Source organism: Micrococcus lylae (genome assembly GCF_900163825.1).
In the GTDB taxonomy this organism is placed as follows: domain Bacteria; phylum Actinomycetota; class Actinomycetes; order Actinomycetales; family Micrococcaceae; genus Micrococcus; species Micrococcus lylae.
Map to the genome: position 1 here is coordinate 61,808 of NZ_FUKP01000041.1, position 14,007 is coordinate 75,814.

Genomic DNA, 14,007 nt, shown 5'->3' on the forward strand with positions numbered 1-14,007 from the left:
TGTGGGCCTGCACGGCCGTCCCCGGGACGCCCATCGTGGTGGCAGGAGGTGGTCCCATGCAGACCCCAAAGACGTCCCCGGCACCCGACCCCGCCGTCCACCCGGCCTCGGAGCCGCCCACCGGATCGCGCCTGGACCGGCCCCGCTCGAGCACCGCCCGGACCGCTCTCGGTCGCTTCGGCGAGGACGCTGCCGCAGTCTGGCTGGCCGGCCGCGGCTACAGCGTCGTGGAGCGGAACTGGCGCGGCGCCGGCGGTGAGCTGGACCTGGTCGCCCTGCACGACGGCTGGTGGGTCGCCGTCGAGGTGAAGACCCGCTCGGGCCTGGGCTTCGGCGACCCGTTCGAGGCGATCGGCCCGCGCAAGCTCGCCCGCCTGCACCGGCTCATGCGGCAGTGGCACGCCCAGTCCGGGATCGCCCGGCGCGAGGAGCCGTGGCGGGTGGACGCCGTCGCGGTGCTCGTGGTGCCGGGGGAGGCGCCCCGCTTCGACCTGCTGACGGACGTGCGCCCATGAGCCGCATCGGACGCACCCGCTCGATCACGCTCGCCGGTCTGCGCGGCACGGTGGTGGAGGTCGAGGCGGACATCGCCCAGTCCCTGCCCGGCTTCACTCTGCTCGGTCTTCCGGACCAGTCGCTGCAGGAGAGCCGTGACCGCATCCGCTCCGCCGCCCGCAACGCCGGGCTGCCGCTCACCCGGCGTCATCTCACGGTGAACCTGCTGCCGGCCGGTGTGCAGAAGCGGGGGGCGGGACACGATCTGGCGATCGTCCTTGCGGCGTACGCCGCGGAGGGGAAGGTCTCCGGCGTCCATGGCCCGGTGTTCCTCGCCGAGCTCGGCCTGGACGGCTCCCTGCACGGGCCGTCGGACATGGTCGCCATGGCGATGGCCGCGGTGGACGCCGGGCTGCCGGACATGGTCGTCGCCGCCGACGCCGTCGACCAGGCGGCACTGGTCCCCGGCGCCCGGGTGCGCGGCTTCGCACACCTGCACCACGTGGTCCATGCCTTCGGCGGCAAGCCGGACCCGGTGCCGGGGGTGCGCCCCGAGGCCCTCATGGTCCGCCCCGGGGAGGCGGCAGGAAGCCCCTGCCGTCCCGACGGCGGCCGCCGCACCTCCGGCGCGCCCCTCGCCGCGCTCGAGGGCGTCCCCGACCTGTCGGAGGTCGTCGGACAGTGGGAGGCCCGCTATGCGCTCGAGGTCGCCGCCGCCGGCGGCCACCACCTGCTGCTGTCAGGCCGACCCGGTGCGGGGAAGACGATGCTCGCCGAGCGCCTGCCCGGCATCCTCCCAGAGCTGGACGACCGCACCGCGCTCGAGGCCGCGGCCCTGGCATCGCTGCGCTCGGACGGCCCCGCGCCCACCAGGCTGGACACCCGGCCGTCCTTCCAGGCACCCCACCACTCGGCCTCCATGCCCGCGCTCGTGGGAGGCGGCAGCGGTCTCGCGCGCCCCGGAGCAGCATCACTGGCCCACGGCGGAGTGCTCTTCCTGGACGAAGCACCCGAGTTCGACCGGCGCAGCCTGGAGGCGCTGCGTCAGCCGCTGGAGTCCGGCGAGGTCGTCCTCCACCGCGCCCACGGCACCGTCCGCTACCCGGCGCGCTTCCAGCTGGTCCTGGCCGCGAACCCCTGCCCGTGCGGCTACGGCGAGGGATCCGGGGCGCAGTGTCGGTGCACCGTGCTGCAACGACGACGCTATGCCGACAGACTCTCCGGTCCGCTGCTGGACCGGGTGGACGTGCAGGTCACCGTCGCCCCGGTCACAGGGGCGGAGCTGGGATCCCCGGCCGGGGCGGAGGCCTCCGCCGCGGTCGCGGCCCGGGTGCGAGCAGCGGTCGGCGCCCAGCGCGAACGATGGGGAGAGGCCAACGGGCGAATCTCCGGGGCGCTGCTGCGTCGGGGTCGGTTCGCCGTCCCGCCCGCCGCCAGGGCCGCCGCCGACGCCGCGGTCGACGCCGGCTGGCTCAGTGCCCGCGGCCACGCCCGTGTGCTGAGGCTGGCCTGGACCGTCGCGGACCTTCGCGGGGCCACCGTGCCGGCCGCCGAGGACGTGGACGTCGCCCTGCACCTGCGCCGCCGTCACGACGAGGAGGCCGCCGCATGACTCCGAACCCCACCACCCGGCCCCTTGCGGGGCTCGACGCCCCCACGGCTGCCAGCGATCGGCCACGGCACCGGGACTCCGTGCGCCTGGCGCGCGCCGCACTGACGCGACTCATCGAGCCCGGCGACGAGACCGCGCTGACTGTGATCGACGTCCTCGGCGCCGAGCACGCGCTGGTCGTCCTCACCGGCCGGTGCCGACCGACCGGCGAGGAGGAGGACGCGCTCGCCGAAGCCTGCGGAGCAGGCGGCGACTCCTGGCGGCGACGGTTCGCGGCGGGGCTGCGCCGTTGGGGCACCCGCTCCACCACACTCGCACCGGAGCGGGACCTGGTGGCCATGCACCGGCTCGGCGGCGGACTGCTGGTCCCGGAAGACGCCGCCTGGCCCTCCTGCCTGGACGACCTGGGCCACCGCAGACCCATCGCCCTCTGGACGCGAGGACCAGGTGTCCTTCCGGAGCAGGCGCGCACCCTGGCCGTGGTCGGCAGCCGTGAGGCCACCCCCTACGGACGGGCGGTCACCGGGCAGGTGGTGGCGCCGCTCGCCGCCGAGGGCGTCACCGTCCTGTCCGGGGGCGCCTACGGCATCGACGGGCACGCCCACCGCGTCGCCCTCGAGGCCGGACACGGACGCCCTCCCACCGTCGCCGTGCTCGCCGGGGGACTGGACCGCTTCTACCCGGCCGGGCACGAGGACCTGCTGCGCGCCGTCATGGACCAGGGCCTGCTGCTCTCCGAGATGCCGCCCGGGGCCAGCCCGACGCGCCACCGCTTCCTGCACCGCAACAGGCTGATCGCCGGGCTGGCCGCCGGGGTGCTCGTCGTCGAGGCGCGGTGGCGGTCCGGGGCCCAGAACACCGCGTCCCACGCCCTGGGCCTCGGCCGGGAGCTCGGTGTGGTCCCGGGACCGATCACCTCACCCAGCTCTGCCGGCTGCCACCGCCTCCTCAGGGACACCCCCGCCCGGCTCGTCACCGACGTGGACGGGGTCCGCGAGCTGCTCGGTGCGGGCGGGTCCTGCGGGCCGCTGCCCGCCGCCCACGGCCCTGCGGGGACGCCGTCGAGTCCCTCGGCGCATGCCGCCGCGCCCGCCGGCGGGCGGCAGGCCAGGCCCGAGGACGCGCTGTCCGAGCAGGAGCTGCTCGTCTTCGACGCCCTCCCGGTGCGCGCCCACGCCACCCTCGACCGCCTCACCGTGGCAGCGGGGATGCCGGTGCCGATGCTGCTGCCCGTCCTCCAGCGCCTCGCCCGGGCCGGGCTGGCCGAGGAGAGGGATCGTCGCTGGCGGCGCGAACCGCGGGCCGCGGCTCGGCGGGCAGGCTCCGCCGGCGCCGCCACCGAGGAGAGCACAATGAAGGGATGACCCCGTACCAGGACCGTCGCGCCGAGGCATCCCGCCGGGGCTCCGGCGCAGAGATCGGCGACCACTGCTCCGCCGCCGACCTCGCGCGGCTCGAGGCGTTCGCGGATCACCAACGCCACGAGCTGCACCGCAGTGAGAACACCGTCCGCGCCTATGAGACCGACCTGCGGGACCTGCTCGTGCATCTGCGCATCGAGCATCCGGAGACCACCGGGCCGGCGGCCCCGACCGGGGTGAGTGCCCTGGACGCCGTCGACCTCACCGACCTGCGGCGCTGGCTGGCCGGGATGGCCCGCGGCGGGCTGGCCCGCGCCACGCTCGCCCGTCGTGTCAGCAGCGTGCGGACCTACATGGCCTGGGCCGTGCGCGAGGGCCTGCGCGAGGACGACCCCACCGTCCGTCTGGCCTCTCCCACGGCGGACTCCACCCTGCCGCCGGTGCTCCAACGGCAGCAGGTGGGCCGTCTCCTGTCCGGCCTGTCCGAGGCGGTCGCCGCCGCGGATGAAGCCGAGGATCCCGTCGCGGCCGGCGTGGCGCGCCGCGACCTCGCCGTACTGGAGCTGCTCTACGCCACCGGCATCCGCGTGGCCGAGCTTACGGGACTGGACGTGGACGACCTGGACCGGGCTCGGCGCACGCTCACCGTGGTCGGCAAGGGAGACCGCCAGCGCACCGTCCCCTACGGAGGTCCCGCCGCGCAGGCACTCGAGGACTGGCTGGAGCACGGACGCCCCCGGCTGGCTCGCGCCGCCTCCGGACCGGCGCTGTTCCTCGGCACGCGAGGAGGGCGGATCGGCGTCCGCCAGGTGCGTGCCGTCGTCGACCGAGCCTTGGAGGGACTGGGCGACACCTCGGCCCGCGGGCCGCACGCCCTCCGACACACCGCCGCCACCCACCTGTTGGACGGCGGCGCGGACCTGCGCAGCGTCCAGGAGGTCCTCGGACACTCCTCGCTCCAGACCACCCAGGTCTACACACACGTGTCGATCGACCGCCTGCGCGAGGGATACCGGCAGGCGCACCCGCGCGCCTGAGCCGGTCACGACACGGCGACGGAATCGGCCGCCGTCGTTGCCCGCACCCGTCGGAGGGTGCACAATGGACCCGACGTGTCAGCGTCGTCGTCGCCGTCCCAGGACGGAGGAGGCAGGGGTGACACGTCCTCACAACCGAAGAGCGTGGAACACCGCCGGGCCCTCACCCAGGGCGTCGGAGCAGCGTGGTCGTAGGGGAAGACGTACCGCACTGCATCCGGAGGAAACATGTCCCACGTCGAGACCCGCGGAGTGGTCCACATCCACTCCGCCCCTGCAGCGCTCTGCCCGCATGTCGAGTGGGCACTGGGCTCTGCTCTGGGCACCCATGTCAGCGTCGACTGGTCGGCGCAGCCGGCCGCGCCCGGACACTACCGCGCCGAACTGCACTGGACCGCCGCACAGGGCACCGGCGCGGCGTTGGCCTCTGCCCTCCGCGGGTGGGCCCATCTGCGCTACGAGGTCACCGAGGAGGCCTCCGCCGGCTGCGACGGCTCGCGCTGGTCCCATACCCCCGAGCTGGGCATCTTCCACGCCACCACCGACGTCACCGGCAACATCATGGTGTCCGAGGACCGCATCCGCTACGCCTACGAGCAGGGCGCCGGAGACCCCACCGCCGTGTTCCACGAGCTCTCCCTCGCTCTCGGCGAGGCCTGGGACGAGGAGCTCGAGCCGTTCCGCCAGGCCGTGGAGGGCGCCCCCGTCCGCTGGCTCCGCGAGGTCGGCTGACCGCCTGAGTCGTCCGCTTGCGCTCCCGCGCGTCCCCGACACTGTGCGGCGGGCAGCGGGCGGAGGCGGCCACACTCCCACGGTCCCCGGCCGGCACAGACCGACGGCCCCCGCACCGGATGGCGGGGGCCGTCGTCGTGTCTCGGCTTCAGACCCGGCCGCTGCCCGCACAGGCTCGTGCCGCCCAGACGTCCCCGGCCGCCGTCCCGGCTACGCTGTCAGCAGTCCCCACGCCGAAGGAGCCCCTCACCCATGTCCCGGTCCACCGAGAACACGGAGTTCGACTGTGCCGCCTGCGGGAAGCACGTGCTGCCGCTGAACAACGGCTCCTACCGGAACCACTGCCCGTTCTGCCTGGCCTCCGTCCACGTGGACGTCATGCCGGGGGACCGGGCCTCCGACTGCCGGGGCGTCATGACGGCCGAGCAGATCGACTACCACCCGAAGAAGGGCTTCCAGATCGTCCACGTGTGCTCCCGCTGCGGGCACCGGCAGCGGAACAAGGTGGCCGAGAACTGCCGCCAGCCGGACGACCGCGAGGCAATCATGAGGATCCAGTCCCGCAACACCCCGTGGTGAGCCTCCCGGCAGGACATCCACAGGCAGGCAGGACATCCCCGACCAGCGCGCAGACGGCCGCATCGCATCGTCGCCGGGATGTCAGGAAGGGCCGGATCCGGAGAGCAACCTCCGGGCCCGGCCCTTCTGGCGTCCAGCCGCCGCCCGTCGGCGCGGCCGGGATCAGTACGAGGTGAACACGGCGACGGCGTTGTGTCCGCCGAAGCCGAAGGAGTTCTTCACCACGGCGCGGTCGCCCTCGGGCAGCTCGGCCGGGGTGCCGGTGACCACGTTGAGCGGGATCTGGGGGTCCTGGTTGTCCAGGTTGATGGTGACCGGGGCCTTGCCGTGGTGCACGGCCAGCACCGAGAGCACCGACTCGATCGCGCCGGAGGCGCCGAGCAGGTGGCCCGTCTGGGACTTGGTGGCGGAGACCTTCACCTGCTCGACGTGGTCGCCGAAGACGGCACGCATGGCCAGGTACTCCGGTTTGTCGCCGACCGGGGTGGAGGTGGCGTGGGCGTTCACGTGGCACACCTGCTCCGGGGAGAGGCCGGCGTCCTCCAGGGCCGCGCGCATGGCGCGGGTGGCGCCCAGGCCCTCCGGCTCCGGCGCCGTGATGTGGTGGGAGTCGGAGGTGACGCCGGTGCCGGCCAGGCGGGCGTAGACGCGGGCGCCGCGTGCCTTGGCGTGCTCCTCGGACTCGATGACCATCACGCCTGCGCCCTCGCCGAGCACGAAGCCGTCACGGTCCACGTCGTAGGGGCGGGAGGCGGCCTGGGGGTCGTCGTTGCGCTTGGACATGGCCTGCATGGCGCAGAAGGCGCCGATCGGCAGGGGATGAATGGCGGCCTCGGTGGACCCGGTCATGACGATGTCCGCCTTGCCGGAGCGGATGAGCTGCAGGGCGAGGTCGAGGGACTCGGTGCCGGAGGCGCAGGCGGAGACCACGGTGCGGGCGCCGCCGCGGGCGCCGAACTCCAGGGAGAGGGCGCCGGCGGCGCCGTTCGGCATGAGCATCGGCACGGTCATGGGCATCACGCGGCGCGGGCCACGCTCGCGCAGGGTGTCCCAGCCCTCCAGGAGGGTCCACACGCCGCCGATGCCGGTGCCGAAGGCGATCGCGAAGCGGTCGTGGTCGATGTCCGCGTCCTCACCGAAGCCCGCGTCCGCCCAGGCTTCACGGGCCGCCACGGTGGCCATCTGCATGGACGGGTCCTGGCGCTTCAGCTCGACCTTCTTCAGCACCTCGGAGGTCGGGACGGCGAGCTCCGCAGCGAAGGTCACCGGAAGGTCGTGCTCCTCCACCCACTCGTGCTCGAGAGTGCGGGCACCCGGGGTGCCGGCCAGCGCGTTCGCCCAGAAGGAGGGCACGTCGCCGCCGATCGGCGTGGTGGCGCCCAGGCCGGTGATGACTGCGGTGCGGGTCATGGTGTCTGCTGTCCCCTCGATTCGGCCGTCCTCGGACGGATTCGTCAGTGTCTGTGGTGCCGGCGGATGCGGCGCCGATGCTGCGCGGGCCCCAGCGGCTGAGGGGCCGGGGACGCGGAGTGCGTCCCCGGCCGATGCCGACGGTGTCGCCGCGCTGGCGGGCGTCGGGCGTCAGGCTCAGGCCTGGGCGCCCTCGATGTAGTCCACGGCGTCCTGGACGGTCTTGAGGTTCTTGACCTCCTCGTCCGGGATCTTCACGTCGAACTTCTCCTCGGCGTTGACCACGATGGTCATCATCGAAATCGAGTCGATGTCCAGGTCATCGGTGAAGGACTTCTCCGGCTGGACCTCCTCGGTCTCCAGACCGGTCTCCTCGTTCACGATCTCGGCCAGGCCGGCGAGGATCTCTTCCTTGGAAGCCATGGTGGCGTCTCCTTTGCTGGTTGCGGAATGGGTACGTTGGTCAGTGAATCATGTGTCTGGCGTCTCAGGGGAGACGCACGACCTGGGCGCCGTAGACCAGCCCGGCGCCGAAGCCGATCTGCAGGGCGAGGCCGCCGCTGAGCTGCGGCTGCTCCTGCAGGAGTCTGTGCATGGCCAGGGGGATGGACGCGGCCGACGTGTTGCCGGCATCCGCGATGTCCCGGGCGACCACCACGGAGTCCGGCAGCTTCAGCTGCTTGGCGAACTCGTCGATGATGCGCATGTTGGCCTGGTGGGGGATGAACGCGGCCAGGTCCTCCGGCTGCACGCCCGCGGCGTCGACGGCCTGTTGGGCGACCTTCGCCATGGACCACACTGCCCAGCGGAAGACGGACGGGCCGTCCTGGCGCAGGGTCGGCCAGGCCGTGTGCTCTCCGCCCGTGAGGCAGGAGGCGTCAGCGGCCTCGATGGCCTGATCCACGGTCTGCTTCATGTCCAGCAGGGAGTGGGTCATGCGAATCGTCTCCCAGCGGGCGCCCTCGGAGCCCCACACGGAGCGGGAGATGCCCGGCTCGTCTGTGGCGGAGACGACCACGGCGCCGGCGCCGTCGCCGAGCAGGAAGGAGATGGAGCGGTCAGTGGGGTCCACGAGGTCGGACAGGCGTTCGACGCCGACCACCAGCACGTGCTCGGCCATGCCGGAGCGCACCAGGGCATCGGCCTGGGCCACGCCGTAGCAGTAGCCGGCGCATGCGGCGGAGACGTCGAAGGCCGGTGCCGGGGTGGCACCCAGGGCTTCGGCGAGCAGCGCTGCAGCGGAGGGCGTCTGATACGGGAAGGAGACGGTGGCCACGATGACGGCGCCCAGGTCCGCCCCGGTCAGCCCCGCGGCCTCGAGGGCCTCCCGGGCGGCCCCCTCGGCCATCATGGGCACGGTCTCCTCTGGGGTGGCGCGCTGGCGGGTCACGATGCCCGTGCGTTGACGGATCCACTCGTCAGAGGAGTCGATCGGTCCGACGAGCTCCTCGTTCGGGACGAGGTTCTTCGGGCGGTATGCGCCGACCGCGCTGATGCGGCTGCCGGCGACGGGGGTGGTCTGGTTCAGGGTGACGGTCACGAGGTGCTTCCCTCCGTAGGTCGAGCGGTCCGGCCGTGTCAGGCGGTGTGCTCGGCGATGAACTCGGCGGCCGTGGAGAGGTCGTCGGGGGTCTTGAGCGCGCACACCCGGGTGCCGCGCAGGCCTCGCTTGGCGAGGCCGGTCAGGGTGCCGCCGGGCAGCACCTCGAGGATGCCGGTGACGCCACGGGCAGCCATCGCCTCCATGCAGAGGTCCCAGCGCACCGGGCGGGTCACCTGTCCGACGATCCGGTCGAGGGCGTCGGCGCCGGAGGCGACGGCCTCGCCGTCCCGGTTGGACAGCAGCTCCACCCGCGGATCCTCGGGGGAGAGGCCTGCGACGTGCTCGCTGAGCGCAGGCACCGCCGAGGCCATGTACTCGGTGTGGAAGGCTCCGGCGACCTTCAGCGGGATGACGCGGGCCTTGGCGGGGGCGTCCTCGCCGAGAGCCGCAAGCTTCTCGACGGCGCCGGCGGCGACGGTCTGGCCGGCTCCGTTCACGTTGGCGGGGGTGAGGCCGTGGTCGGCGATCGCGGCCAGGACCTCGTCCTGGTCTCCGCCCACGACGGCCGCCATGCCGGTCGGGGCCGAGGCCGCGGCCTCGGCCATGCCGTCCGCGCGGACCCTCACCAGGGCGGCGGCCTCCTCGGCGGTCAGCACGCCGGCCAGGGCCGCCGCGGTGATCTCGCCGACCGAGTGCCCGGCCAGGAGGACCTTCTCGCCGCCGACGGCGTCCAGGTCCAGTGCGTGTGCCGAGACGAGGCCCGCGGCGACGATCAGGCGCTGGGCCACCGCTGTGTCCTTGATGGTCTCCTCGTCCGAGACCGTGCCGTGCTCCGTCAGGTCCATGCCGGACGTCTCGGAGAGCCGACCGAGCAGCTCGGTGGCGCCGTCGAGCTCGAGCCAGGGGGCGAGGAAGCCGGGCGTCTGGGATCCCTGTCCGGGGCACACGATCGCAAGCATGGCCTCCACTCTTCCAGGTGGACGCCCTCAGCGGGCGGCACGGCGGTCACCAACCCTTCCGAACAGCTTTGGAGGATTCCTACAAACAGTCTCAGATGGCGGACTCAGCGATCGCGTTCGCCGTGGGGTCGCTCGCCGCCGAGGGGCGCGTCGTGCTCGGCGAGTCGACCGACCGTGATCGCCGTGTGCAGGACGTAGGCGTCGCGCGGCACCAGAGGGTCCCATCCGGTCAGCTCGCTGACCCGGCGCAGGCGGTAGCGGACGGTGTTCGTGTGGATGTAGAGCTCGCGGGCGGTCGCCTCGAGCGAGTGTCCCAGCAGGCCGTAGGTGTCCACCGTCTCCAACAGGGACGGGCCGGCCTGCAGCAGGGGCCGGTACACGCCGTGGATCAGCGCCTCCCGCGCGGTCGGGTCGCCCATCAGCACACGTTCGGGCAGCAGCTCGTGCGTCGGCGTCGGCCGCGGTGCCCGTGGGTGTGCCCCCGCCGCGGACAGCGAGGCGAACACATGCCGAGCGGACACGTGGGCCTCGGTCAGAGAGTCCACGGTCGGCCCCACGATCACCGGTCCTTCCGCGAACCACGGGGCCAGGGCGGCGGCCACCACCGTGGAGTCCTCCACGGACCCGACCACCACCACGAGGCGCTCGGACTGCACGCCGATCAGCACGTCGCACTTGTGCCGGGCCGCAGCCCGGCGCAGCTCACCGACGTAGGCGGGCTTGTCCGGCCCCGGAGCGCCGCCGGCCATGACCAGCACCTGGCGTTCACCGCGCCAGCCGATGGCGGTGGCACGGTGGCGGATCTCATCCGCGTCCTGACCGCGCAGCACCGCATCCAGCAGGACGGCCTCGAGGCGGGAGTCCATGGCCCCCCGGGTCTCGGCGGCGCGGGCGTAGACATCGGCCAGGGCGAAGGCGACCTCACGGGAGTACCGCAGCATCGACTCGCGCACCGCGGCCTGGTCACGGTCCTGCAGGATCTCCGGGACCACGGCCTCGACGGCCTCGACGATGGTGCGGATCAGCTGGAGCGCCCGCTGCAGCGAGATCGAGCGGGTCAGCTCGGTGGGCGCCTCGCCGAACACGTCCGCCAGCACATGCCCACTGGTCACCCCGGGCTTCTGGAACCACTGCACGAAGCCGTTGAGGCCGCGCTGTGCCACCAGCCCCAGGTGGCTGCGCTCGTCCGGCGTCAGCCGGCGGTACCAGGGGAGGGCCGCGTCCACGCGCTGCAGGATGGCGGTGTTCAGCTCGCCCAGGTGCGTACGGAGCCGCGCGAGCGATTCCGCCGAGATCGGCCGTGTGCCGGCAGGGGGACGCGAATCGGGCATGGGGTGATCCTAGCGGGGGTCTTTGTACGTTCCCTACAGGCCGCGCATCCCACCGCGGGCACCGGGGAACCCCACGGGACGCGACGACGGCCCCTCGCCTTTCGGTGGAAAAGGCGAGGGGCCGTCGTCGGGAAGCGGGGCGTCAGCCCGTTGCGGAACGGATCAGGCGTCGCCGCCGGCGTTGCCGGTGGTGCCGGCGTTCACGTCGTCGAGCCGGTACTTCTCATGCGCCTTCTTGGCGGTGCCGGCCTCCACGGAGCCGTCCTTCTCCAGCATCTGGAGGGCACGGACGACCATGGAGTGGGCGTCGATGAGGAAGTAGCGGCGGGCGGCCGAGCGGGTGTCCGCGAAGCCGAACTCGTCGGCGCCGAGCACCGCCATGTCCTGCTTGACGAACGGGCGCACCTGGTTCGGCAGGGAGGTCGTGTAGTCCGTGGACGCCACGATCGGGCCCTGCACGTCGGCCAGCTTCTGCGTGATGTACGGGATCCGCTCCTGCCCGTCCGCGTCGCGCAGCGCCTCCTTCTCGGCGGCGGCCGCGTCGCGGTACAGCTCGTTCCAGCTGGTCACGGACCACACGTCGGCGGACACGCCCCAGTCCTCGGCGAGGAGCCGCTGCGCCTCCACGGCCCACGGTACGGACACGCCCGAGCCCATGAGCTGGACCTTCGGGCCGTCGGCCTCGCCCGCGGAGAGCAGGTACATGCCCTTGAGCAGGCCCTCGACGTCCAGGTCCTCCGGCTCGGCCGGATGCACGATCGGCTCGTTGTAGACCGTCAGGTAGTAGATGACGTTGCGGACGTCCTCTCCACGGTCGTGGTCGCCGTACATGTCCTCCAGGCCCTGGCGGACGATGTGGGCGATCTCGTAGCCGTAGGCCGGGTCGTAGGTCTTCACGGCCGGGTTGGTGCCGGCGAGCACCGGGGAGTGGCCGTCCATGTGCTGGGTGCCCTCGCCGGTGAGCGTGGTGCGTCCGGCGGTGGCGCCGATCATGAAGCCGCGCGCCAGCTGGTCGGCGCCGGCCCAGATGTTGTCCGCGGTCCGCTGGAAGCCGAACATCGAGTAGAAGATGTACACCGGCACCATGGGCTCGCCGTGGGTGGAGTAGGAGGTGCCGATCGCGTTGAACGCGGCGGTGGCGCCGTCCTCGTTGATGCCCACGTGGAAGAGCTTGCCCTGCTGAGACTCCTTGTAGGACAGGAACAGGTCGCGGTCCACGGCGAGGTAGTTCTGGCCCTTGGTGTTGTAGATCTTCGCCGTCGGGAAGAACGAGTCCATGCCGAAGGTGCGGGCCTCGTCCGGGATGATCGGCACCAGGCGCGAGCCCAGGTTCTTGTCCCGCATGAGGTCCTTGAGCAGGCGGACGAACGCCATGGTGGTGGCCGCCTCCTGCTTGCCGGAGCCCTTGCGCGCCTGCTTGTAGGCGGCTTCGCCGGGTACCGGGATGGCGGGGTACGTGCTGCGGCGCTCCGGGACGGCACCGCCGAGGGCCTTGCGGCGCTCGAGCATGTACTGGATCTCCGGGGCGTCCTCGCCCGGGTGGTAGTACGGGATGTTGTACGGGTCGCCCTCGATGACCTCGTCCGAGACCGGGATGCGGTGGCGGTCGCGGAAGGTCTTGAAGTCGTCCACGGTCAGCTTCTTCATCTGGTGCGTGGCGTTGCGTCCCTCGAAGGACTTGCCGAGGCCGTAGCCCTTGATGGTGTGCGCCAGGATGACGGTCGGCTGGCCCTTGTGCTCCATCGCGGCCTTGTAGGCGGCGTACACCTTGCGGTAGTCGTGGCCGCCGCGCTTGAGGCCCCAGATCTCGTCGTCGGACATGTCCGCGACGAGCTCCTTGGTGACGGAGGACCGGCCGAAGAAGTGCTCGCGCACGAAGGCACCGTCCTCGGCCTTGTAGGTCTGGTAGTCGCCGTCGACGGTCTCGTTCATGACACGAACGAGCTCGCCGGTGTCGTCCTTCTCGAGCAGCGGGTCCCACTCGCGGCCCCACAGGACCTTGATGACGTTCCAGCCGGCGCCGCGGAAGTAGGACTCCAGCTCCTGCACGATCTTGCCGTTGCCGCGGACGGGCCCGTCGAGGCGCTGCAGGTTGCAGTTCACCACGAAGGTCAGGTTGTCCAGGTTGTTGTTCGCGGCGATGTGCAGCTGGCCGCGCGACTCCGGCTCGTCCATCTCGCCGTCGCCGAGGAAGGCCCAGACGTGCTGGTCCGAGGTGTCCTTGATGCCGTGGTCCTGCAGGTAGCGGTTGTACTGCGCCTGGAAGATCGCGTTCATCGGGCCCAGGCCCATGGAGACGGTCGGGAACTGCCAGAACTCCGGCATCATGCGCGGGTGCGGGTAGGAGGACAGCGCGTGGCCCTTCTTCGACTTCTCCTGGCGGAAGCCGTCGAGGTCCTCCTCGGTCAGCCGGCCCTCGAGGAAGGCGCGCGCGTAGTTGCCGGGCGAGGAGTGGCCCTGGAAGAAGACCTGGTCGCCGCCGCCCGGGTGGTCCTGGCCGCGGAAGAAGTGGTTGTAGCCCACCTCGTAGAGGGTCGCCTGACCGGCGTAGGAGGAGATGTGGCCGCCCACGCCGATGCCCTCGCGCTGGGCACGCTGCACCATGACGGCGGCGTTCCAGCGCAGGTAGTTGCGGTAGCGGCGCTCGAGCTCCTCGTCGCCGGGGAACTCGGGCTCCTGGTCGGCGGGGATGGTGTTGACGTAGTCGGTGGTGGTCACCATCGGCACGCCCACGGACTTCATGCCGGCCCGCTGCAGCAGGGAGCGCATGATGTACTGCGCGCGCTCCGTGCCGCGCTCCTCCACGAGGCCGTCGAAGGACTCGATCCACTCCGCGGTCTCTTGGGGATCCTTGTCCGGGAAGTTGTTCGTCAGTCCGCTCAGGATGCGGGAGCTCTCTTCGGCTGCGCTCAAGCTGCCTCCTCTGGCTGGGCGGAGGGGTGTCTCCG

At 72.3% G+C, this 14,007-nt stretch carries 12 protein-coding genes; 6 read left to right on the top strand and 6 right to left on the bottom strand.

The annotated features are described in order from the left end of the window. Nucleotides 1-56 precede the first annotated feature (56 nt). The 6 genes from FM125_RS06175 (at nt 57) to FM125_RS06200 (ending at nt 5,816) form a co-directional block, all read left to right on the top strand. Entirely contained in the window at nt 57-515 is a 459-nt protein-coding gene (locus FM125_RS06175; RefSeq protein WP_087133991.1) for a YraN family protein, read from the top strand. Further along, a complete protein-coding gene (locus FM125_RS06180; RefSeq protein WP_087133992.1) occupies nt 512-2,107 on the top strand; it encodes a YifB family Mg chelatase-like AAA ATPase in 1,596 nt (531 codons plus the stop codon). The genes FM125_RS06175 and FM125_RS06180 overlap by 4 nt, the downstream gene beginning before the upstream one ends. Beyond that, nucleotides 2,104-3,471 carry a DNA-processing protein DprA gene (dprA, locus tag FM125_RS06185; RefSeq protein WP_180525404.1) on the top strand — a complete coding sequence of 456 codons (1,368 nt, stop codon included), beginning with the start codon at nt 2,104-2,106 and terminating at the stop codon, nt 3,469-3,471. Before FM125_RS06180 ends, dprA begins: the two co-directional genes overlap by 4 nt. Beyond that, entirely contained in the window at nt 3,468-4,505 is a 1,038-nt protein-coding gene (locus FM125_RS06190) for a tyrosine recombinase XerC (protein WP_087133993.1), read from the top strand. The genes dprA and FM125_RS06190 overlap by 4 nt, the downstream gene beginning before the upstream one ends. A gap of 228 nt (nt 4,506-4,733) precedes the next feature. Continuing rightward, a complete protein-coding gene (locus FM125_RS06195) occupies nt 4,734-5,237 on the top strand; it encodes a DUF3145 domain-containing protein (RefSeq protein WP_067190271.1) in 504 nt (167 codons plus the stop codon). A gap of 252 nt (nt 5,238-5,489) precedes the next feature. Continuing rightward, nucleotides 5,490-5,816 (top strand): RNHCP domain-containing protein, encoded by a 327-nt coding sequence (locus tag FM125_RS06200; protein ID WP_087133994.1) that lies wholly within the window; start codon nt 5,490-5,492, stop codon nt 5,814-5,816. Between the two features lie 162 nt (nt 5,817-5,978). On the opposite strand, the gene FM125_RS06205 is transcribed toward FM125_RS06200, so the two are convergent. From FM125_RS06205 to aceE, 6 genes are all read right to left on the bottom strand, one after another. Continuing rightward, nucleotides 5,979-7,226, bottom strand: a complete 1,248-nt coding sequence (locus FM125_RS06205; RefSeq protein WP_087133995.1) for a beta-ketoacyl-[acyl-carrier-protein] synthase family protein — start codon at nt 7,224-7,226, stop codon at nt 5,979-5,981. A 177-nt stretch (nt 7,227-7,403) separates the two neighbouring features. Then, entirely contained in the window at nt 7,404-7,649 is a 246-nt protein-coding gene (locus FM125_RS06210) for an acyl carrier protein (RefSeq protein WP_067190265.1), read from the bottom strand. A 64-nt stretch (nt 7,650-7,713) separates the two neighbouring features. Next, the gene (locus tag FM125_RS06215; RefSeq protein WP_087133996.1) at nt 7,714-8,766 is read right to left on the bottom strand and encodes a beta-ketoacyl-ACP synthase III; all 1,053 of its coding nucleotides are present in this window, start codon (nt 8,764-8,766) and stop codon (nt 7,714-7,716) included. Nucleotides 8,767-8,804: 38 nt separating this feature from the next. Further along, entirely contained in the window at nt 8,805-9,728 is a 924-nt protein-coding gene (locus FM125_RS06220) for an ACP S-malonyltransferase (RefSeq protein ID WP_087134025.1), read from the bottom strand. A 104-nt stretch (nt 9,729-9,832) separates the two neighbouring features. After that, nucleotides 9,833-11,059 (bottom strand): PucR family transcriptional regulator, encoded by a 1,227-nt coding sequence (locus tag FM125_RS06225; RefSeq protein WP_067190259.1) that lies wholly within the window; start codon nt 11,057-11,059, stop codon nt 9,833-9,835. Between the two features lie 162 nt (nt 11,060-11,221). Beyond that, on the bottom strand, nt 11,222-13,972 hold the full coding sequence (gene aceE, locus FM125_RS06230; protein ID WP_070639716.1) for a pyruvate dehydrogenase (acetyl-transferring), homodimeric type: 2,751 nt from the start codon (nt 13,970-13,972) through the stop codon (nt 11,222-11,224). Nucleotides 13,973-14,007 lie beyond the last annotated feature (35 nt).